At 66.9% G+C, this 20,622-nt stretch carries 23 protein-coding genes; 11 read left to right on the top strand and 12 right to left on the bottom strand.

The window, feature by feature from the left end:
• Window positions 1-102: 102 nt before the first annotated feature.
• Window positions 103-684, bottom strand: a complete 582-nt coding sequence (locus AB0H88_RS07335; RefSeq protein WP_357642352.1) for a hypothetical protein — start codon at window positions 682-684, stop codon at window positions 103-105.
• Between the two features lie 121 nt (window positions 685-805).
• On the opposite strand from AB0H88_RS07335, the gene AB0H88_RS07330 reads away from it, so the two are divergent.
• Together AB0H88_RS07330 and AB0H88_RS07325 are read left to right on the top strand one after the other, a co-directional pair.
• A complete protein-coding gene (locus AB0H88_RS07330) occupies window positions 806-1,909 on the top strand; it encodes a histidine kinase (RefSeq protein ID WP_357642349.1) in 1,104 nt (367 codons plus the stop codon).
• A complete protein-coding gene (locus tag AB0H88_RS07325; RefSeq protein ID WP_357642347.1) occupies window positions 1,873-2,523 on the top strand; it encodes a response regulator transcription factor in 651 nt (216 codons plus the stop codon). The genes AB0H88_RS07330 and AB0H88_RS07325 overlap by 37 nt, the downstream gene beginning before the upstream one ends.
• A gap of 235 nt (window positions 2,524-2,758) precedes the next feature.
• Here AB0H88_RS07325 and AB0H88_RS07320 read toward each other — a convergent pair whose 3' ends face one another.
• Complete coding sequence (locus tag AB0H88_RS07320) at window positions 2,759-4,189, bottom strand: DHA2 family efflux MFS transporter permease subunit (RefSeq protein WP_357642345.1); 1,431 nt, start codon at window positions 4,187-4,189, stop codon at window positions 2,759-2,761.
• 79 nt (window positions 4,190-4,268) lie between these two features.
• On the opposite strand from AB0H88_RS07320, the gene AB0H88_RS07315 reads away from it, so the two are divergent.
• The gene (locus AB0H88_RS07315; protein ID WP_357642342.1) at window positions 4,269-4,889 is read left to right on the top strand and encodes a TetR/AcrR family transcriptional regulator; all 621 of its coding nucleotides are present in this window, start codon (window positions 4,269-4,271) and stop codon (window positions 4,887-4,889) included.
• A gap of 37 nt (window positions 4,890-4,926) precedes the next feature.
• Here AB0H88_RS07315 and AB0H88_RS07310 read toward each other — a convergent pair whose 3' ends face one another.
• A complete protein-coding gene (locus AB0H88_RS07310) occupies window positions 4,927-6,135 on the bottom strand; it encodes a cytochrome P450 (protein ID WP_357642341.1) in 1,209 nt (402 codons plus the stop codon).
• A 443-nt stretch (window positions 6,136-6,578) separates the two neighbouring features.
• Between AB0H88_RS07310 and AB0H88_RS07305 the strand changes: the two genes are divergently transcribed.
• The gene (locus tag AB0H88_RS07305; RefSeq protein WP_357642340.1) at window positions 6,579-7,466 is read left to right on the top strand and encodes a dioxygenase; all 888 of its coding nucleotides are present in this window, start codon (window positions 6,579-6,581) and stop codon (window positions 7,464-7,466) included.
• Between the two features lie 288 nt (window positions 7,467-7,754).
• On the opposite strand, the gene AB0H88_RS07300 is transcribed toward AB0H88_RS07305, so the two are convergent.
• From AB0H88_RS07300 to AB0H88_RS07290, 3 genes are all read right to left on the bottom strand, one after another.
• Window positions 7,755-8,453 (bottom strand): response regulator transcription factor, encoded by a 699-nt coding sequence (locus tag AB0H88_RS07300; RefSeq protein WP_357643144.1) that lies wholly within the window; start codon window positions 8,451-8,453, stop codon window positions 7,755-7,757.
• 89 nt (window positions 8,454-8,542) lie between these two features.
• Window positions 8,543-9,760, bottom strand: a complete 1,218-nt coding sequence (locus tag AB0H88_RS07295; protein WP_357642338.1) for a sensor histidine kinase — start codon at window positions 9,758-9,760, stop codon at window positions 8,543-8,545.
• Window positions 9,761-9,903: 143 nt separating this feature from the next.
• Entirely contained in the window at window positions 9,904-10,638 is a 735-nt protein-coding gene (locus AB0H88_RS07290) for a hypothetical protein (RefSeq protein ID WP_357642336.1), read from the bottom strand.
• A 233-nt stretch (window positions 10,639-10,871) separates the two neighbouring features.
• Here AB0H88_RS07290 and AB0H88_RS07285 point away from each other — a divergent pair, with 233 nt between their 5' ends.
• The 3 genes from AB0H88_RS07285 (at window position 10,872) to AB0H88_RS07275 (ending at window position 12,988) form a co-directional block, all read left to right on the top strand.
• Window positions 10,872-11,402, top strand: a complete 531-nt coding sequence (locus AB0H88_RS07285) for a PadR family transcriptional regulator (protein ID WP_357642335.1) — start codon at window positions 10,872-10,874, stop codon at window positions 11,400-11,402.
• Between the two features lie 93 nt (window positions 11,403-11,495).
• Window positions 11,496-12,524, top strand: a complete 1,029-nt coding sequence (locus tag AB0H88_RS07280) for an alpha/beta fold hydrolase (protein ID WP_357642333.1) — start codon at window positions 11,496-11,498, stop codon at window positions 12,522-12,524.
• Window positions 12,521-12,988 (top strand): nitroreductase family deazaflavin-dependent oxidoreductase, encoded by a 468-nt coding sequence (locus AB0H88_RS07275; protein ID WP_357642331.1) that lies wholly within the window; start codon window positions 12,521-12,523, stop codon window positions 12,986-12,988. The genes AB0H88_RS07280 and AB0H88_RS07275 overlap by 4 nt, the downstream gene beginning before the upstream one ends.
• A gap of 126 nt (window positions 12,989-13,114) precedes the next feature.
• Here AB0H88_RS07275 and AB0H88_RS07270 read toward each other — a convergent pair whose 3' ends face one another.
• Window positions 13,115-13,516 carry an NUDIX domain-containing protein gene (locus AB0H88_RS07270; protein WP_357642329.1) on the bottom strand — a complete coding sequence of 134 codons (402 nt, stop codon included), beginning with the start codon at window positions 13,514-13,516 and terminating at the stop codon, window positions 13,115-13,117.
• Between the two features lie 130 nt (window positions 13,517-13,646).
• Here AB0H88_RS07270 and AB0H88_RS07265 point away from each other — a divergent pair, with 130 nt between their 5' ends.
• Window positions 13,647-14,456 carry an aminoglycoside phosphotransferase family protein gene (locus AB0H88_RS07265; RefSeq protein ID WP_357642327.1) on the top strand — a complete coding sequence of 270 codons (810 nt, stop codon included), beginning with the start codon at window positions 13,647-13,649 and terminating at the stop codon, window positions 14,454-14,456.
• An 88-nt stretch (window positions 14,457-14,544) separates the two neighbouring features.
• Here AB0H88_RS07265 and AB0H88_RS07260 read toward each other — a convergent pair whose 3' ends face one another.
• Complete coding sequence (locus AB0H88_RS07260; RefSeq protein ID WP_357642325.1) at window positions 14,545-14,784, bottom strand: hypothetical protein; 240 nt, start codon at window positions 14,782-14,784, stop codon at window positions 14,545-14,547.
• Window positions 14,781-15,152: an ATP-binding protein gene (locus tag AB0H88_RS07255; RefSeq protein WP_357642323.1), complete on the bottom strand. Its 372-nt coding sequence runs from the start codon at window positions 15,150-15,152 to the stop codon at window positions 14,781-14,783. The genes AB0H88_RS07260 and AB0H88_RS07255 overlap by 4 nt, the downstream gene beginning before the upstream one ends.
• Before the next feature lie 148 nt (window positions 15,153-15,300).
• Between AB0H88_RS07255 and AB0H88_RS07250 the strand changes: the two genes are divergently transcribed.
• The 3 genes from AB0H88_RS07250 (at window position 15,301) to AB0H88_RS07240 (ending at window position 17,163) form a co-directional block, all read left to right on the top strand.
• Window positions 15,301-16,143 carry a helix-turn-helix transcriptional regulator gene (locus AB0H88_RS07250; RefSeq protein ID WP_357642320.1) on the top strand — a complete coding sequence of 281 codons (843 nt, stop codon included), beginning with the start codon at window positions 15,301-15,303 and terminating at the stop codon, window positions 16,141-16,143.
• 9 nt (window positions 16,144-16,152) lie between these two features.
• On the top strand, window positions 16,153-16,356 hold the full coding sequence (locus AB0H88_RS07245) for a DUF397 domain-containing protein (protein WP_357642318.1): 204 nt from the start codon (window positions 16,153-16,155) through the stop codon (window positions 16,354-16,356).
• 150 nt (window positions 16,357-16,506) lie between these two features.
• Window positions 16,507-17,163, top strand: coding sequence for an alpha/beta hydrolase (locus AB0H88_RS07240; RefSeq protein WP_357642315.1), 657 nt, complete (start codon window positions 16,507-16,509; stop codon window positions 17,161-17,163).
• 450 nt (window positions 17,164-17,613) lie between these two features.
• On the opposite strand, the gene AB0H88_RS07235 is transcribed toward AB0H88_RS07240, so the two are convergent.
• From AB0H88_RS07235 to AB0H88_RS07225, 3 genes are read right to left on the bottom strand one after another with little or no spacing between them, the layout of a single operon-like run.
• Entirely contained in the window at window positions 17,614-17,931 is a 318-nt protein-coding gene (locus AB0H88_RS07235; protein WP_357642313.1) for a hypothetical protein, read from the bottom strand.
• A 15-nt stretch (window positions 17,932-17,946) separates the two neighbouring features.
• Window positions 17,947-18,516 (bottom strand): GNAT family N-acetyltransferase, encoded by a 570-nt coding sequence (locus AB0H88_RS07230; RefSeq protein WP_357642311.1) that lies wholly within the window; start codon window positions 18,514-18,516, stop codon window positions 17,947-17,949.
• The gene (locus AB0H88_RS07225) at window positions 18,509-20,620 is read right to left on the bottom strand and encodes a tetratricopeptide repeat protein (protein ID WP_357642310.1); all 2,112 of its coding nucleotides are present in this window, start codon (window positions 20,618-20,620) and stop codon (window positions 18,509-18,511) included. The genes AB0H88_RS07230 and AB0H88_RS07225 overlap by 8 nt, the downstream gene beginning before the upstream one ends.
• Window positions 20,621-20,622: the final 2 nt, after the last annotated feature.

The raw sequence follows: 20,622 nt of genomic DNA, 5'->3' as shown, positions 1-20,622 counted from the left end.
CGCTGCGGGCGTGCAGGCCACTTCGCGCATCCGTGCAGACGACTTCGGAAACTGACACGGGTTGCCTGATTCCTTCAGACGACCACAGAGAATTCAAGACGCCTACTGGGACGGCACCATGGCGCGCCCGCGAGGTGCGACAGTGCGGCGGCGATAGTAGTGCACCGTCAGCAGGGCGAGCAGCGGACTCCAGACGGCCAACGGCCAGTACATGACATGGAAGACCACGGTCTGCCAGCCGTGCGTGACCAATCCGGTCGGGTCGCCGTTGAACTTCACCCCGAGACTGATGCTGATCATCGCATAGGGGAAGACCAGCAGCACGAGCGCGCCAAGACCAGCGGGAATGACCGCGGCCATGACCGGCACCCGGCGGCCACGCAGGACCGGCACCCAACGCGGCCACACCTCACCCCACTCGCTGACCAGCCCAACAGCGAGAAGGGCCGCCCCTTCACTCACCACGCTGAGCAGAAGGATGTACCACCACCCGGTCAGCTGTTCCTGCCCAGAAGGCGTCGGGCCGGGCTCCAGCAGCGGCACATTCAAGATGAAAGCGGCGATGCGCCACAGGCTGGAGGGCAGCACGGCCAGCGGGATGGCGTAGGCGGCCAGCACGGCCCAGCGGGGGACCCCCGCCGAGGTCCGGCCGTGCGATCTGCTCCACAGGGTGCCAACGGTCATGAAGATTCTCCTCAAAGGCGGCGAACAGGCTGGCGTCATTGAGGATCACACCTGTCCCGAGCCTGCTCATCCCCCACACGAGGGAGGCCGGGCGGCGGGCCGTCGGCTAACGTCGGTCCCCGTGAAAGGTCGCTTCGCCCGAGCTGTGCGGGCCGGGATTTACCAGCTGCTGGGGGCCGCGCTGCTGACCCCGGTGGCCGTGGCGCTCGGCCTGGTCATCCTGGCGGAGCAGACTCCGGTGCGGGTGTTCGCGTTGTGGGCCGCGTGCCTGCCTGCCTCGATGCTGCTGGCCGCGGCGCCGTTGATGCGGCGCCTTGAGATGGGCGCGCTGTCGGAACTGCTCGGCGTCGATGTACCCGAGCGGACCGATCGGCTTTATCTGGCGGCCCTGACAAGCCTGCACCTGTACGGCGGCGCCACCCTTGCTGCGGGGGTGTTGTTGCTGTCTCCTGGGCTGGTCCGGTTGAGCGACGTATCGCGGTGGCGCACGGATCCAGGTGAGCTGGCCGAGGTGTGCTTCCTCGCGGCGGCCACACTGGCCGCGATGGTCGCGGCCGGGCTCGGCCAGCGGTGGGCGGCGCGCCGGCTGCTGGGTACAGAGCCGTCCCGCGTCATCGAGGAACTCGGCCGCCGTCAGAGCCTGGCCATGGAACTGCACGACTCGGTCGGTCATGCCCTCAGCGTCGTCCTGGTGCAGGCGATGGCCGCTCAAGCGGCGCTGCGAAACGCGCGCGTGCCGGAGGTCGGCGACTCGCTCAGCCATCTGACGAGCGCCGCCCGAAACGCCCAGCAGGACCTCGACGTGCTGCTCCGCGTGCTCGACGACGGCGACCCGGCCGAGACACCCACACTCGACTCGCTCCGCGAGCTGATCCGCGGCCTCGACGTGCGCGCGAACGTCGGCCGCCTCGACCGGGTTCCGGCCGCCACCTCGCGGGTAGCCTTCGCGATCGCCAGGGAGGCGCTCACCAACGCCCTGCGTCACGGGCAGGGCTCGATCATGATCGACGTCGCCACCGGCGACGATCTGATTCTCACCGTGGACAACAAAACGGCCGACACCTCCCCGCGGCCCGGCCGGGAAGGGCGCGGCCTCGCCGGCATGCGCATGCGGACCCGCTTGGCCGGCGGCACGTTCGTACACAAGAAGATGGAGGACACGTGGCGCATCCAGGCGACGCTGCCGCTGTGGTCCGCGTCGTCCTGGCCGACGACGAGGCACTGATCCGTTCGGGTTGGTCAACGATGCTCTCCTTCTACGACGACATCGAGGTCGCCGGCGAGGCAGCCGACGGTCGTGAGGCCGTCGAGGCCGGCAGTGGCGCGGACGTTGTGCTGATGGACATCCGCATGCCCCGCCTCGACGGCCTGACCGCCACCCGGGAGCTCGCCCGCCGCTCCCCGGCGACGCGGGTCATCGTGGTCACGACGTTCGAGAACGACCAGCTCGTCTGGGGCGCGCTGCGCGCCGGCGCGGCCGGTTATGTACTCAAGCGCGCGCCCGCGGAGGAGTTGGTGGATGCCATCCGGCTCGTGCATTCCCGCGACGCCGTGCTCTTCCCCGACGCGCTGCGCCGCATCGCCTCTCCACATGCCGGTAAGTCGAAGTCGCGCGTGCCGGTCGAGCTGACTCCGCGCGAGCTGGACGTACTGCGGCACATCGCGTTCGGGCAGAACAACGCGGAGATCGCGGCGACCCTGTACGTGTCCGTAGAGACGGTCAAGACGCACGTCCGCCACGTCCTGGAGAAGCTCGGGGCTCGCGACCGCACCCAGGCGGCGGTTCTGGCCTACGAATTCGGCCTCGTCTTCGCCGGCGCCGAGGAGCGCCTCATTTGAGCGGGCCCTTGTCCTTGAGGACGTAGCCGCCCTGTATCACCGTCGCGTCAGGTCTTCCCATGGGCCGCCTGGGGTGGCTCGGACGAGTGTTCCTGTGACGGTCGCGGTGGGCCGCCGGTCGTCAGGTGGCGGCGGCCAGCACGAGGACCGCCACGGCGTGGCACAGGATCTTGATCATGACGTTTCTCCAACGCTGGCAACGTGAACTGACCCCTCCCGTCCATGCCCTCAGTGATTACGAGGTCCTCGTGAGCCCATCCTGTACGACCGGCGTCCGCGGCCGGCCGGGCAGGAGCGGGATCATCACCAGGACGATCACGATCATGCCGACGGCGAACCAGTAGACCCCGTGGACACCGCCGATCGGGTCGCCCGAGGTCTGGAAGATGAGCGTGACCAGCGCGACGCCGAGTGCCGCGCCGAGCTGGTTGAGCATGTAGAGCACGGAACTGCCCTGCGCCACCATCTCCGGCGGCAGCGCACGGTAGAGCGAGCCCATCGCCGGCGCGCTGAAGCAGCCCATGCCCAGCCCGATCCCGAGTGACGCCAGCACCGGCAGTATCTCCGGGGTGTCCGCGCCGATCCGGGTGAGCGCCAGCCCGCTCAGAGCCGCCACGAGGGCGCCGCCGGTGGCCAGCCCGCGTGGGCTGAGCCGGTCCGACAGCCGCCCGGCCACCGGCATGGCGATCGAGCCGCCGAGCCCGACCGGGGCCATCAGCAGCCCGGCGGCCAGCACGCCGTGCCCGTGCGCCTGCTGGTAGTACAGAGGCAGCGCGAACAGGGAGGCGAAGACCGCCATCCCGCCGAGGCCCATGATCGTGACACTCGCCGTGAAGCCGCGGTTGGCGAACAGCCGCAGGTCGATCAGCGGCGGCCGTCCACCCGGCGTGGTGCGTAGCGCGTGCACGGCGTACCCGATCAGGACGGCCGCGCCCGCGCCCAGCGGGAGCAGCACCTGCCAGGCGGTGAACGCGCCCTGCTCGGCCACCTGTGACAGAGCCAGCACCACCACCGCGAAGCCGGGTCCGAGCAGCGCCAGCCCCAGGACGTCCAGCCGCGCCCCACCACCCTCGCCGGGTCCGTCGGCGGGGATGACCCGCAGCGCGAGCACGAGGGCGACCACGCCGACGAGCACGCCGATCAGGAACATCCACCGCCACTCGAAGGCGTCGAGTATCGCGCCCCCCGCGATCGGCCCGAGGACGGGCCCGAGGGACAGCACCACCCCCATCAGCCCCATCACCCGCCCGGCGCGGCGCGGCCCGGCGGCGCGGGCCAGCAGGATCAGGACGAGCGGATCGAGCAGCCCCGCCCCGAACCCCTGCAGCACCCTGAAGGCGATCAGGCTGCCGACGTTCCAGGAGAGCCCGGCGGCGAGCGAGCCGACCAGGAAGATCAGCAGGCCGGCCACCCACAGCCGCTTGCCGCCGAACCGGTCCACGGCCCAGGTGGTGAACGGAATGGTGGCCGTCACAGCCAGCAGAAAGCCGGTGGAGGCCCAGCCGATCGTGCTGAGCGAGGTGTCGAAGGCCGCGGCCAGGGTGTCCGTGGCGACGGCCGCCATGGTGCTGTTGAGGATCCCCAACAGCCCGCCGAGCAGGATCACGGCGGTCGTGCCCAGCAGTCGTGGGTCCAGCCGGTCATCGACCGAGGAATTTGAACTCATGGGTTCAAAGTAGTGATCCCATGCGTTCGCATGCAACTCGTACGTCCATGAAGTTGAACTGGCAAGTACAATCGACGGCATGAGCACCACGCGCGGGCGGATCGACAAGCGGCAGGCGATCCTTGAGGGCGCGTTCACGGTGTTCGCCCGGCTGGGCTACGCGCAGGCGGGCGTACAGGACATCGCGGCCGAGGCGGGCGTGGCCAAGCCGACGGTGTACAACCACATGACCGACAAGGCCACCCTGTTCAGGCACGCCCTGGAGGCCGCCGCGCGGACCGTGCTGAGCGAGCGGCTGGCCGCCCTCGACCCGCTCACCACGCCCGGCGACGACCTGCCCGCCACGCTGGAGGGCGTCGCGTACGAGCTGCTCCGGCTGCACACCGACCAGCGATCATGCTCGCTGAAACGGCTGCTCTACTCGGAGATCACCACGTTCCCCGACGCTCTCGACCTCGTCCTGGACAGCGGCCCCCATCGGCTCAACCAGGCCCTGGCCGACCGGCTGGCCCGGCTCGCGCTCTCCGGGCGCCTGCGCACCACAGACCCCGACCTGGCGGCCGAGCAGTTCATGGCCCTGCTGACCGGCCCTCTGGAGGCGCGTACCCGGATGGGGACGGAGCAGATCGCCGACGCGCAACTGCGGACCATGGCCCGCGCCGCCGTGGAGACGTTCGTCCGGGCCTGGGGCACTCCCTGAGCCGCGACAGGAGAATCAGCCCCATGGTCGGTTGGTTTTACCAGGTCACAGGGAGTTCGTAGACCCCGTACACCGCCCCATCGTGCTTGAACGGGATCTGCTCCAGGTCGGCCGCCAGGCGCAGCGTGGGGATGCGCTTGTAGAGGGTGCTGTAGGCGACCTGCAGCTCCATCCGGGCCAGCGGCTGGCCCAGGCACTGGTGCACGCCGAAGCCGAAGGCCACGTGGCGGCGGGCGTCGCGGCGGATGTCCAGTTCGTCGGGGTTGGGGAAGATCTCGGGGTCGCGGTTGCCGATGTCGTTCGGCATGATCAGCCCTTCGCCCGCCCGGATGGTCTGGCCGGAGATCTCGATGTCCTCCAGGGCGACCCGGCGGCGTCCGCTGTGGGTGATGTTGAGGTAGCGCAGCAGCTCTTCCACGGCCCCGGCGACCAGGTCCGGGTCGTCGCCGGCGCGCAGCAGCGCGAGTTGGTCGGGGTTCTGCAGCAGGGCGCACGTGCCGAGGGCGATCATGTTCGCGGTGGTCTCGTGCCCGGCGATGAGCAGGAGAACACCCATCTGCGCGGCTTCCATCTGCGACAGCTCACCGCTCTTGACCCGCTCGGCCAGCCGGGACAGCAGGTCGCCGGCGGGGTTGGCGAGCTTCTCACCCACCAGGGCGTGCAGGTACTCGGCCAGCCGGGCGCTGGCGGCGGCACGGGCCTCGGGGGCGGTGCCCCGATTGATCATGACCTTGCTGTTGTCCTGGAAGAAGTCATGATCGGCGTACGGGACGCCGAGCAGCTCGCAGATCACCAGCGACGGCACCGGCAGCGCGAACGCCTCCACCAGATCCACCGGCTTCGGACCGGCCAGCAGGTCATCGATCAGATCGTCCACGATCTTCTGTACGGCCGGCCGCATCCCCTCCACCCGCCTGACGGTGAACGGCGCCTGCACCATGCGGCGCAGCCGGTGGTGCTCGGGGTCGTCCATCATGATGAAACTGGCAAACGAGCCGGTGAAGGGACCCTGCCGCGGATAACCGGGCCGGGAGAACTCGGCGCTGACCCTGGGATCGGCCAGCAGCGCCCGCTGCTCGGCGTAGGTGGTCACCATCCATGGCGTGCTGCCGTCCCACAGCCGGACCTTGGCCAGCGGGCCCTCCTTCTGCAGGGCGTGCAGGTTCGGCGGCGGGTCGAACGGGCAGCGCGCCGCCCTCGCGCCGGGGAACTCCGGGACTTCGGGATGACTCAAGATCTCGGTCATGACTTACGTCCTTCCACACAGGGCTGGAGCGAGGCCACGCTGGGCCTCAGTTTCGGTACCGGCTCCATATCCGTCTCACGCGTCACGGGCGCCGTCCATATCGCGGCGATCGCATCGATCAGGCCGGTCGCCGCGCCGTGCCAGCTGGCGCGGAGCATGGTGCGGCCCTCGACCAGTGCCCGTTCGCGGTCGGCGCACTGGCACCTCGGAACGTCATCGCGCCTCACCATGACTCCTTCGAACCGGCCCTCCTGCACTGTCAGTAAACTCTCGCTGTCGGATTAAGTCAATTGCTTGATTTAACCTGCTGGCGTCAATGATGTCTCACTGGCCTACCGGCGAACAACCGCTGTACGACCACGCCGCCGAACGCCGCGCATACACCGGAGACTGGTTTCCGGACCACCTCATCGGCCAGTGACTACCGAGCAGTGAGGAAACCCATGGACTTCACCGTCGAGACCGCCACCGACGCGGTAGTGGACAGTTTCCGGGAAACCGAGGATCAGCGGCTGCGGGAGATCCTGGAGAGCCTCACCCGCCACCTCCACGCTTTCGTAACGGACATCAAGCCCACTCTCGAGGAATGGGAAGCCGCGATCGGTTTCCTGACGGCCGTCGGGCGGAAGTGCGATGACAGCCGGCAGGAATTCGTCCTGCTCTCCGACATCCTGGGCGTATCCATGATCGTCGAGACCATGAATGGCGCCGAAGAGGGCACCGAGAGCACCGTTCTCGGCCCCTTCCACATGACCGCCTCTCCGCGACGCGAACTCGGCGACTCCATCGACCTGGTCGGCACCGGCCGTCCCTGCGTGGTCTCCGGCCAGGTGCTCAGCGCGGACGGCACTCCCCTGCCGGGCGCCGAGCTCGACGTGTGGCAGTGCGACGAGCAGGGCTTCTACGACGTGCAGCAGCCTGACGCGCAGCCGCCGGGCAACGGACGCGGACTGTTCCGCACCGACGACGAGGGCCGCTTCTGGTTCCGCTCTGTCGTCCCCTCCCACTATCCGATCCCCACCGACGGCCCCGTGGGACGCCTCCTGGAGGCCACCGGCAGGCACCCATACCGTCCCGCCCACGTGCACTTCATCGTGAGCGCCGCGGGCCACCGCCCGGTCACCACCCACGCGTTCGTCGCCGGCAGCCCGTACATAGGCTCCGACGCGGTCTTCGCCGTCAAGCGGAGCCTGATCACCGACTTCACCGAGTCGTACGACGAGCAGGCGGCAGCCCACTTCGGCGTGGCCACGCCCTTCACCCACGCCAGGTTCGACGTCGTGCTGACACCAGAGGTCGTGCTGGCACCAGAGGCGGAGGCATCGCAATGACCTTCACCAATGAGGCGTTGCCCATGCGGGTGGTCTTCGGCGCATCGGCAGCCTGCGCCAGCTTCCGGAGGAGGCCGAGAGTCCGGTTCTGCGGCAGCCGCTCAGCCTGCCCATCGCGATCGGCAAACATCGCGCGGGCGAACGCACGAAGGGGCAAACGGGCAAACGGGCAATCGGCAAACGTCGATCACCGAACATCGCGCATGCCGACGGCGAACGTCGCATGTCGGACGCCGAACGTCACCCGTGCCAACGGGCGAACGTCGAACTTCACCCGTGCGATCGAGTTCAGGAATTGGTCGATTGATGAGCGGCGCTCACCAGCCCTGACTCGTAGGCACTGATCACCAGCTGCGCGCGGTCCCGCGCTCCCAGCTTGGTCAGCAGTCGGCCGATGTACGTCTTGACAGTGCCGGTGCTGCGTCGCAGGTATTCGGAGATGTCGGCGTTGGAGAGGCCACGGGCAACGAGCACCAGAATCTCACGCTCGCGCTCCGTGAGGTCGTCCAGCGAGGAGCCCGGCGCCTGGTGCCCATGGGGAAGGCGGGCGAACTCGGCGATCAGGCGTCGGGTCACCGACGGTGCGAGAAGCGCTTCTCCGGCGGCCACCGTACGGATGCCTGCCAGCAGGGCATCGGGAGAGGTGTCTTTGAGGAGGAACCCCGCTGCCCCGGCCCGCAACGCGCCGTAGACGTACTCGTCGAGGTCGAAGGTGGTGAGGATGAGAACGCGTGTCCCGGCCGTCTCGGGAGATCTGGTGATGCTCCGGGTCGCCTCGATGCCGTTCATTCCGGGCATCCTGATATCCATCAGCACCACGTCCGGGCAGAGCCGCCGTGCACTCTCGACGGCTTCGGCACCGTTGCTCGCCTCGCCCACTGCGGTCAGCCCAGGGGCGGTGTCGATGAGCACCCGGAAGCTGCCCCGAAGCAGAGACTGGTCATCGGCGACAAGTACTCGGATCGGCTCGGGCACGGCTCCCTCCATCCGGATCGGCTCGAACGCAGCTCCCTCCACCCGAATCGGTTCAAACACAGACCCCTCCACCCGAATCGGTTCTACTCCGATCGGTTCGGTCACTCGGCTCCCTCTTTTCGGCTCGTGGCCGTGCTGTGCTCGGGTTCGGGCGGGAAACGAGCCGACACGGCGAACCCGCCGCCGGGCTGCGGGCCGGCGGCCAGCGTCCCCCCGTACATCATCACGCGTTCGCGCATCCCCACGAGTCCGTGACCGCCCTTGAGCTCCGCCCCATCGGACACCACCGCGTTGCCGGCTCCGTCATCGACCACTTCGACATGCACATCTCCGCGCAGGTCAACGGTGATCGTCACCAGGCATCGGGTTCCGTCGCCGGCGTGCTTCACCACGTTCGTCAGCGCCTCCTGCACGATCCGATAGATGGCCAGCGCCGGCCCCGCGGGGAGTTGGACGGCCAACTGGGTGCGGAGTTTGGTGCGGACTCCCGCCTGCTCGGCACGTTGGATGAGGGCCGGCAGGTCATCAAGTCCGGGAAGGGGAGCCATCTTCGCCGAGCCGGTCTCGCCCGCGCGTTGACCAACGGTTTCGCCGCGCAGCACCCCCAAGGCACGCCGCATCTCAGCGAGCGCATCCCGACCCGTCTGCTCGATCGTCTGAACGGCGTCGCGCATCTCTTGGGGGCGTTCCTCGGCCACATGGTTGGCGACCGCTGCCTTGACCACGATCACGCTGAGGCTGTGCGAGACGATGTCGTGCAGCTCTCTCGCGATGCGTAAGCGCTCCTCGGTCAGCGCCTCCTCCGCCAGGCGCCGCCCCTGTCGGGCCGCTCGGTCTCTCCGTTGGCGCACGGCACGGCCAGCGGCCCACGCCGCGCCGATGACCAGCGAGACGAGCGCCCCGATGCCGGCGGCTTCCGACCACGGACCGGATGGTGTCATGACCGCCTCACCGGTGATGACCGCGGCTACCGAGACCGCCAGGGTCAGGGCCAGCGCCGCCGAAGCCCGGCGGGTCGGCTCGACGAGCGCCACCATGTAAGCGGCCAGGGCTGTGGATACGTAGGGATCGCGGGTGATGTCGAGGAATGTCGCCGCTGCCGAAGCGGCCACAATCACGACCAGGGCAGGTAGGGGCCACAGGCGCCGCACAGCCAGTGGCACTCCCACACCGATGGCCACCAGCCAGCCCAGCCACCACGGACCCAAGAACCGAGGCAAGCCGTCCGAGGCGTCTTGGCCGGCCAGTGCCACGTGCACGGCCACCACGACGGCCGCCACGCAGGCGTCGAGTGCCAGCAGGTGCGGGCGTGTCCGCACGTGCCCGTGTGTCCGCACGTGCCCGCGTGTTCGCACGTGCGGGCGTGTTCCCGCATGCGGGCCTGTCCGCAGGCGCCACTGGGCTATGTGCATCGCACGACGATATCGATGCCCGCTCGTACGGCCTGCCCCGAGACGCCCCCTCATCCGGCCTGCCCGAAGAGGAACATGGCGATGCCCACGGCGCCTACCAGGAGGAGCCTTCCGGCGATCGTGGCCGTTCGCGGGACCGGCCCGGTGCGCAATGCGGCCACGCCCAGAGGGACGAGCGCGACACACAGTCCCGCTGCGGCGGCGACCGACCAAGGAGTTGTTCCCTTCAGCACTCCCAGCGGCATCGCCGATGCCAAGCCGAGGGCCAAAGCACGTAGCGGTCCGAACACCCCCGAGCGGTACGCGCCGATGGCCAGCAGAATCCAGCCGCCCATGATGGCGGCGTTCAGTGCGCTGAAGATGTGGAACGCGCCGTAAGTCTCGCTCACTATTCGCGTCGCCGATGCTGCGCCCTGAACGGTCACCAGCTGGAAGTCCAGGTGGTCGACACCGGCATGAAACGCCCGGGCGAACAGGCCAAGGACCGTTAAGGTGCCGCCCCAAACAGCCAGCTCCCGGAAACCTTCGCCGATCCTGGCAGCGAGAAGCACGACTCCCGGCCAGAGCAGCACCCACCCGGCGGCAACCAGGCTGTAGGAGGCCGTCATGAGGTCAGGATCGTGCTCGTACGCGCTCAGTTGCGCAGGGAAGAAGAAGTCATAGCGCAGGCGAAGCAGGACACCGGCGAGCAGCAGCAGGGGTCCAACGACGAGGGAGGCGCCGCCCACCCAGCGTCCCGGCAGGACAGGATTCGAAACGGCGATTGACGGAGTCGTGAAAGTCATGGGCCAACGATGCTGCAGCCGCATGCGCCGCGTCGTCGGAGCACGGGCCACACTTTCAGATCAGACCGTGGTCGTACTGGCCTGCCTTGTGTCCGCTTCCAGTCCGGTCTTAAAGGTGCTGGATCGGCTATTGCGGCTGACCTGCGACGAAGCGGGCCGTGCGGAAAACAGGGCTAGCCTGGGGCAGGCGCGCGATCGGTGGGTACGACGCGCCCCGGCGAGTGAGGGAGACGATGTCGGCGACGCGACTGCTGGTCCTCGGCGTGGTGCGGCTGCACGGTCAGGCACACGGCTACCTGGTCGGATCCGAGCTGGATTCGTGGGAGGTCGCACAATGGGCAGGGCTCAGGTCGGGGTCGATCTACCACGCTCTCCGTCAGCTGGCCAAGGACGGCCTGCTGGACGCCACCGAGGTGCACGAGTGGCCGGGCCGCATCGACTACGCCATCAATGACAAGGGCGAGGCGGAGTTCCTCGGGCTGCTGCGAAGTGCCCTGAGCGTGCCGGATCGGCGTCCGGAGCTGCTGGGCGCAGCCCTCGCGCTGCTGCCCGCACTACCCGAGAAGGAGGCGCTCGCGCTGCTCAAGGAGCGGTTGCGAGCGCTGGAGGCCGAGCAGGCGCGCATCGTGGCCGCGATGTACGAGCAAGAGCGGCCAAGGCACCTGAGGGAGCTGTTCGACCTGCGCGCGGCGCAGGCGGCGAATGACGCGGCGTGGACCCGCGGCCTGATCAGCAGGCTGGAACGGGGCGACGAACCGGCCTGAGCGGCCGGGGTTCGAGTTGACGGTAGGGAGGCCGATGAGTCATAGTTCGATACCCAAATTTGGTTAACCAAATTTGGCTAACGAAGGAGTCCCATGCGCATAGCGGCAGCAGTACTACTGGCGTTGATCTCGATTCCCGTGACCACGACCACGACCACAATCCCGGCGGCGGCGAACGCCGCCGCCACCTGCAGGACGGTCAGCGCCAAGGTGGCGATGATCACCGGTGGGGCCGTCGACCAGCGCGTGGCCGGCACCCTGTGCCTGCCACGCGGCCGTGCCACCAGCATTCAGTTGCTCATCCCCGGCGGCTTCTACGGCCAGACCTACTGGCAGATGCACGGGGACCGGCGGCGGCCCTCGTTCGTCGAGACGATGACCGCCGCCGGGTACGCCACGCTGGCCATCGACCGCCTCGGCACCGGCGCCGGCTCGTACCCGCCCAGCGCCCGCTTCCAGCAGGACACCCACCAGATCGTCATCCGCCAGCTCATCCGGCAACTTCGCGAGGGTCGCCTGGGCGGCCCTCGCTTCACCAAGGTCGTCCTGGTCGGCCACTCGCTCGGCTCGACCCTTGCCCGCACCCTGGCCGCCACGCATCCAGCGGAGGTGGACGGCGTCATCCTCACCGGGGAGTCGAGCGTGCCCAACGAGGCCGCGTTCGAGCAGATGGGCGCGGGGATCTATCGGGCCGCCGACGATCCCCGCTTCGCCGGCCGCGGGCTCGACGACGGCTACCTCACCACCCGGCCCGGCCTTCGGGCCACCTGGTTCTACCACCGGCCCAACGCCGACCCTGAGGTCATCGCCGCCGACGAGGCCGCCAAGACCACCGACGTCTTCCCGCCCGGCGACTCCTACACCCCGCCCTCGATCAACAAGAGCATCCAGGCGCCCGTACTGATCGTCAACGGCGAGCACGACAAGCTGCTGGCCGGAGCGCGCTCCTCCTCCGCCGCGCTCCGCAGCCAGGAGGCCCCCTTCTACGGCCCGCGCGCAAAGCTGGAGGCCATCGTGGTTCCCGGCACCGGACACGTACTGAACGCACACCGCACGGCACCTCACTGGTTCGCGCAGGCACGCGAGTGGGTCGACCGCCGCGTGGGCGGGGCGGCCCGATGAGCAACGAACGAGGTGGTAACGAGCCGACCGACAGCCCGACCAGGTGGGTGGCCAGGCACGTCAACAGCTACGTCGAGTCCGGCGGCACCCGGGGCCACCTGTTCCACGGCGCGCCCACTCTGCTGATCACCACCACCGGCCGCCGTTCAGGACTACCGCGCCGCACCGCGCTCATCTACGGCCGCGACGGTGATCGCTACCTCGTGGTCGCCTCCAACGGAGGCGCGGCCGACCATCCGCTCTGGTTCCACAACCTGCTTGCCCAACCGCGGGTACGGGTGCAGGTGGGCGCCGATGTGTTCGACGCGGTGGCCCGCCCGGCGACCGCGGACGAGCGGCCTCGCCTGTGGGAGACGATGACCGCGATATGGCCGCACTACACGGGTTATCAGCGAAAGGCGCCGAGGGAGATCCCGGTCGTCGTCATCGAGCAGGCGGCCACGCCAGGCGGCCGGGATCTTTAGATAGCAGTGGACCGCCACCGCCACCGACCTTCCCGGCGGGCACATCGTCCAGGCTCAAGGCGCAAGCGCTTGTCCCACCAGCGCATCTCCCAGATCGTCTCAGCCGCTACCGCGCCGGTCGTTGAGTCAGTGAAGCTGGCCCGTCTTGTGCAGGTGGTCGAAGATGATCTGGTCCACGGGGGATACACGATCACGGGCGGCGTAGGTCAGCCAGGTGACTTCCTCGATCTCGCTGCTGGGAGTGGGCGTTCCGTGGTGATCGGCGGTATAGCAGGTCATCTGTACGGTATCGCCGACGGCGTGGCCGTGTGCTTGAGCCTGGTACGTGCCCACGTGGGTGGCTGTGGCGGCGACGATGGCGACAGACAGTTCCTCATCGATCTCGCGAATGAGGGTGTCGAGATCGGTTTCGCCGGGTTCGCGCTTGCCGCCGGGGAGGTAGTAGACGTCCTTGCCGCGTGAGCGAGTGCTGAGGACTTTGCCCTCCCGCAGGTGGATCCAGGCGATCTTGTCGATGATGGTGGCCATCGTGCGTCCCCCTCGCTGGTTGAGAACGGCCGATCGAGCGGCTGGTTCGTCCGGTCGTTCGATGAGTCTGCCACGGCTGGAGGCGGGGCCCGCCGTACCCGTCGCCCGGCCCGTGACCGAAGGTAGGGTGATGATCTTCAACAAGATCGGAGCGTGCATGGACGCCCAGGCGAGCAAGCACACGATCGAAGTGCGGTCCGATGTCGTGATCAAGCAATACCGACGGTTGGACTATGGCCAGCCTGAGCGGGAATGGCGAGCATTGGAGCTGCTCAACGAGTACTCCCCTGGGCTTGCGCCGGCGCCCGTGAAGGCTGATCTGGAGGCCGACCCGCCAACCGTGGTGATGTCTCGACTTGACGGCGCGGCTGTGGAGGGACCGATCACGGGGCAACTGGCGGACGCGCTCGCCGAGGCCGTCACGGGGATCCAGCTGGCGATCCCCCAGCGCGTGTTGGAGCGGGTCCCCGCTCGGGCCGGGCATCCAGTCGAACTGCTCCACCAAGTTCGATCATGGTGGGCGGCGGCGGTGCCTTCTGATGTGGAACCTGCGGTCAGGGACGCGTTTCACGAGGCTGGGAGCTGGGTGGAGCAGCCCACGTTGGAGGGGTTGTTGGCGCAGCCGGGTACTCCGGCGTTCGGCACCGGTGACGGGAACCTGGCCAACTATCTGTGGGATGGCACCAAAGTCGGCGTTGTGGACTTCGAGTTTTCCGGCCGCAGCGATCGTGCCTTCGAACTCGCCGAGGTCGTCGAGCACATATCGGTGTGGCGCAACGACGCCGCCGGCATGACTGCGGTGCTGGAGAGGTTCGGGTTGACGGCTGACGAAGCCGCCAGGCTCACGGAGTGCCGCCGCCTTCTCGCACTGTATTGGCTGTTGCGGACCCGCGAAGAGACCCAGTCGGCCCAGGCGGAACGGGTGCTGGCGTTGCTGTAGAGGGGCCAATTCCGCGTCCAGGTCGGCCCGCAGCATCTGGTCGATGAGGTCTTTGTACGGGTCCAGCCGGATCGACCGCCCGATGACATTACGGTCGGTTATGGTCCGGCTGATGGCTGCCCGGCGGGCAGAGCGGACTGCACAACACGTCGACCCAGACGCCGGCGACCGGCGCGGTGATCTGCTCTACGGCGTCGGCCGGGATCGTGTCGTCCGTGACGTCGGCCCAGATCATGCGCATGGCGGAGGCCAGAGTGACGATGCGCGTGCCACATTGCGCGCAGACACGCACGTCACCGGACATCTCCAGGGACAGCGGACCACTCACGAAGACCCCCGCTCCCCGCAGACGAACCAGACGGCCTTGCCCTCCGGAGCGGGATCGACGCCCCATCGGTCCGCATAGGCCGTGACGATCGCCAGACCGCGGCCGTGCTCCTCATCGGGACCCGCCGGGAGCGGAGTCGGCCACCCAGCGCTGCGATCGGCCACCTCGCCCCGAACGCTCCTCCCGTACCGGCGCAGCGAGAGCGTCATCGGCGATTTCGCGTGCACGACCACGTTGGTCGCCACCTCCGAAACGACCATGACCACGTCTTCGGCCAGCGCGGACAGGCCCCATCCGGCGAGCGCTTCACGTACGAGTTGCCGCGCCTTGCCTACCGCCTCGGGGTCGGCGGGCAGGTGCCAGCGCACTCCCTCGCCCTGATACGTGGATCACTCATGCCAGCCGCGGCCACGCACAGTTACGAGTAATATCCTCATAGTCATCGATCGCATCAATACTTTCAAGGCGAAAGTTTCAATGCGCAAAAATGTCTTATTTGCGATTTAGGGAGAGATCATGGCGAGCCCCACGGTCCGCCGTCGCCGCCTCTCGGCCGAACTCATCCGCCTGCGCGAGCAAGCCGGACTCAGCGTCGAAGAGGCTGGGCGCCGATTGGAGTGGTCACGTGGCCGCCTCAACAAGATGGAGGCCAACAAGTGGACCAGACCTGATCTGGGAAATATCCGAGCGCTCCTGGACCTGTATTCGGTGACAGACTCGGCACAACGCGAGGCCGTCCTGACACTGGCTCGTCAGTCACGGGAGAAAGGGTGGTGGGCTAATTATCAGGACATCTGGCGCGGTTCCCTAGCAGGCTTCGAAGCGGAGGCATCCTTGATCAACACGTATGAGGATCTCCGCGTGCCCGGACTACTCCAGACAGAGGACTACGCGACGGCGATGTTCAAAGGCGGCCGGGTCGTGGCGGACACCCAGATCCGCCGCCGTGTAGAGGCACGGCTGGCCAGGCAGACCATCCTGCATGACGAGACACCGCCCACGCTCTGGGCGGTGATCGATGAAGCGGCGCTTGCCAAACCGGTGGGAGGGCCGTCTGTGATGCGACAGCAACTACGGCACATCATCGAAATGAGCGCAAGACCGAACATCTACCTGCAAGTCCTGCCGAACTCGGCCGGAGCCCACGCCGCGATGGACGGCGCATTCACCATCTTGAATTTCCCGGACCAGAATGATCCAAGCATCGTCTATATCGAGACCGCCACAAGCGACCTTTATCTGGAGGCCGCCGCCGACCTCGAGCACTATAGACTCATATTTGACCTCATTCGGTCGTCTGCGCTCGGCCCAGACTCATCTGTAGCACGTCTGACCACCTTGATTGATCAATTAAGCTGAGAGGCGATCATGGACTCCTCCCGACCTTTCTCCCTTCACTGGCGGAAGAGCTCCTATTCCGGTTCGGGCGATAATTGCGTCGAGGTCGCGATGCTCTCCAACGGAGGCCGGGCCGTACGCGACTCCAAGAATCCCGGCGGCCCCATCCTGACGTTCACCCCGGGCGAGTGGGACGCTTTCATCGGAGGCGCCAAGGACGGCGAGTTCGGCTGACGGCCGAGATGATCACTACTGGTCGCAGAGTGAGTGAGACGTCTCTGCCCCGTGGAGCATGAGGCAAGCAGTCGTTCGGGGCAGCCGCGCCTCCTACGCAGTACCCGTGCCCACCGATGACTTTTCCTGCCGCCGCTTGTCACAACAGTTATGACTACCTTCGTTCTCATCCACGGTGGCGGCGGGAGCGCCTTCGACTGGCACCTGCTCGAAGCTGAGCTGCACGGTCGCGGGCACGAAACGGTCGCCGTGGACCTTCCCATGTCCGATCCGCAGGCAGGGCTCTGGGACTACGCGGACGCCGTGGTCCGGGCGGTCGGCGAGCACCGGCGCCCGGTCGTGGTGGCCCACTCCTGGGGTGGCTTCGTGGGCCCGCTCGTCTGCATGCGCATCAAGGCAGCAGCGCTTGTGCTGGTGACCGCCATGATCCCGAGTCCGGGCGAGACGCCGGACGACTGGTGGGCGCGCAGCGGTCGGCCCTCGTCCGGCATCGACGACAACTACGAGCTCTGCCTGCATGACGTCCCGCACGAGCTGGCCGAGCGGGTGCTGGCCCACGATGGCGCGCTCGCCGAGAAGATGAGCATGGAGCGGGCCGTTCGCGAGCCCTGGCCGCTGGCCGCCTGGCCCGACGTTCCGACGAAATACCTGCTCTGCCGCGACGACCGCCTCTTCCCTCCCGACTTCGTACGCCGCCACGTGAAGGAGCGGCTCGGCATCATCCCGGACGAGATGCCCGGCAGCCACATGGTGATGCTGTCTCGGCCGGGCCAGCTGGCCGATTACCTGGGCCAGGTTCTGCCGTGATGGAGCCAGGACCGTCCCGTACCCGAGCGCTTCGCCGCCGCGACGGCATTCACCAGGCCTATCGCGAAGGCCAAGAAGATCAATTCGGATCTCTTCGACCTGGTCTTGAACGCCATAGTGCTACGGACGACCCGCTGCCTTGACGCCTCCGTTGCATACGGTACTTCAGGGTCGCGCCGATCCCAGCTGACGAGATGCTGATATCTTCATGCAAGATCTCCATACAGCACTGCGGATCAGGCATCCGGGTATCCATTCACGCCTGTGATCGATCAGGTGTTTTGGGGCATCCGGGGGTTTCCGGCCAGGGCGTCGAGCGGGTGGACGCCGTGGCTCCGGGCGGAGCCGAGGTAGGAGCGGATGAGGCAGTAGCGGGCGGCGGTGCGTACGCTGCGCCGGCATCCGCCGATCAATGATCGCGCACAACTTAGATCACCTTGAAAGCAGCGCCTAGAGGGTAATGTCACCGTGGATGTCACGGGCCTGAATCACCTTGTTGGCGCGCCCCGTGAACAAGTTGGCGACGGCTCCGGTCTGTGCTTGATTCCACAAGCCCAGACACTCCTGACGAAACACGGGATCCCGGATGAACTCCGCTTCAAGGGCGGCGGCGACGTTCTCCTCGGATTCGAGCACACTCTGCCTGTCGCGAAATCGATCGCGGACACGGCGAGTCAGATTGCTCAGTGCCGCGCTGGCGGACTCTCCTGTACGGGTCGCGATACCGGTGGCGACGGCACCGGCGATAGCTAGGGTGACTGGGTCCATACAGAGCTCTCCTCCTCAGGAATTCGGACTCAGGTGAGATAGGCATTCCAAGACGTAGACGTCCCAATGCGGTGGAGTGACATCGGGTAAGGGTCCGTTTCTGCCGACATACTGCCATCCAAGGTGCCGATAGAGGCTTTGCGCCTGCAGGGCTGTCGGTTGTACCGACAGGATGGCCCGTTCCTCCGTTCGTGTGCTGAGCAGACGACTGATCATCCGCCGGCCGATGCCGTGGCCTCGCTGGCGCGGGAGGACGGCCAGGCTGGTGAGCGTGAATGTCCTTCCGTCCCATTCGCTGGTCAATTCGGACGGAAGTGGTCTCGGAATGAAACGCCACCAACCGTGGTCGACGGGCAGGCGGTGCCCGTACGCATAGCCGACAAATCCGCTGCCCTGACAGGCTACAACCACGCCGAAGGTCGGGGCTTCGGCCAGTTGGCACAAGTCCTTAGCGTTCTCTCGCGAAGTGTCCGGCGTCCACGCGAAGGGCGACCGCAGGAAGACGTCGTCGTGAATGGCACAAATGGCGCTGAACCAGTCCGAGGGAAGCTCGCCATCCTTCGACTTCAGAATGATGTCATTCATCGCCATCGCCAGCTTTCGCCCTCAGTTCTTCAGCCATCACGTTCTCTCCGAAAGTCCCGTACAACTCGGCGGCAGTCAGCCAGTTGTTGTGCGCGGTCGAGACGTCGCCCTGACGGTGATGTACGTCACCGAGCGCGGCCAGTGTCATCGCGAGACTCCGCCGGTCTTTGAAGCGGTCGAACGTTCTGGCCGCTCGCACCAGCGCTTCGATGGCCTCAGCGCCTCGGCTGAGTTCCATGAGCGCTCGGGAAAGCGGAAGCGCGCCCCAGGCTTCGCTCCATCTGTCATTGATCTCGACAAAGACCCGAACAGCTTCGGCCCCTAGCGATACCGCCTCGTCGAAGTGACCTAGATGGGCTGCGTGTTTCCCCAGGCTGAGCAGCGCCATACCTTCCCCTCGCCGTAGTCCTCCTGTACGGAAGACCTCAAGGGCGGCTTGGAAGTAGTTACGAGCCTCCTCACGATTTGCCATCTCCTCGTGAATCAGCCCGAGTCCTCTGAGGGAGAAACCGGTAAGCCACGTGTCGCCAGCTTCCCTAGCATATGAGAGAGCGCTCTCGTAGTTGGCTATGGCGCTTTCTTGCCTACCTCCGCGCCAGTCCGCATCTCCTAGTGCGAAGACGTTCGAGGCCTCCCCCAAGCGGTCACCGAGAACACGAGCGGCTTCAGCACCGGTACGGTGGATATCCTCCCACTCCTTCCAGTAGGAGTGAAGCTCAAAGAAGCCGTCGGCAACGACAGGCAGCTTCCATGCGATGTCGTACTGGCCGGTTTCCATGGCCTGGTTCACAGCGACAAGAATGTTCAGGCGTTCCACTTCGAACCATCCCATGGCCGCCTCAGCGTCGGTAAATAGCGGGTTTACGAGTTGTTCCCGCGGTACCAGGGGCACTTCGTGCGAGTAGAAGAGGATCGCTCTGCGACCAGCGTCGGCAGCCAGCAGATACCAGCTCAGGACCCGGCGAACCGCCAGAGCCTGGTCCTTCGCACTGGTCTCTTCCCGGAGACGTTCCTTCGCATATGCCCTCAGCAGGTCGTGCAGGCGATAGCGACTCGCTGCCACCCCTTCCAGAAGGTGCGCCGCAGATAGTGTGTCCAGAAGCCGCTTCGTGGCACGCTGATCGGTGGAATTGAGTAGCGCCATGGCCGCCTCCGTACACAACTCTCGGCCGGGGTGGAGACCGAGCAACCGGAAGGCCTGCTGCATTTCGACCGAGAGCGCGCGGTATGACCACGAGAAGGCAGCACGTACGTCGCTCAGTTCATCTTCACTCGAGGCGAGCGAGTCGAGCCTGTGCTGCTCCTCCTCGAGCTCGGCTACCAATTCCGTAAGCGCCAGTTCTGGTCTGTCCAACGCGCGTTCAGCCACGACTCGCAGCGCTAGCGGAAGACAGCCACACAGTTCGGCCACGCGGACCGCGGCCTGAGGTTCTGCGGCGACACGGGCCACGCCGATCACTTGTCCGAGCAGCTCGACGGCGTCGGAAGAACTGAGCACCTCCAGGGTCACACGAGCAGCCCCTTCTCTTGTTACCAACCCTGACAGGCTACTTCTGCTTGTGATCAAGGCAAAGCACCCGCTTGAGGCAGGAAGGAGCGGCCGTACCGTGGCGGTGTCAGCGGCGTTGTCCAAGACCACGAGCATTCGCCTGCCGCTGACGAGCGAGCGGAACAGCGAGGAGCGTTCCGCCAGGGTTTCGGGAATGCTCTCCTTCGCGACGTTGAGAGCCCGCAGAAAGCTGTCGAGAGCCTGGTCCGCACTAAGCGGTGCGCTCGGCCCGTAACCGCCGAGATCGATAAAAAGTTCTCCGTCTGGGAAATGGTCACGCACCCTATGGGCCCAGTGCACGACGAGCGCGGTCTTGCCGACTCCCGGAGCTCCAGCCACGGCGGAGACTGCGCCCGTGCCGCTTCCCGTCGCCAGAATACGGTCAAGCGCGGCCAGACTCTCGGCCCTGTTAACGAAGCCGCCCGCCGGAGAGGGAAGCTGTCGCGGCAATGGCAACGCCCGCGCGAGCGACGTCAGGTTGATCGCGCCGTGCATGGTACCTATCTGCACGACGGAGTTGGCGTCACCTGTAAATTCGCTGCCGGTGCTTTGCATCT

Origin of the sequence: Nonomuraea sp. NPDC050680, assembly GCF_040654555.1 — a bacterium.
Classification (GTDB): Bacteria; Actinomycetota; Actinomycetes; order Streptosporangiales; family Streptosporangiaceae; genus Nonomuraea.
The sequence above is the reverse complement of the archived record's forward strand: the minus strand, read 5'-3'. Positions and strand labels throughout refer to the sequence as shown.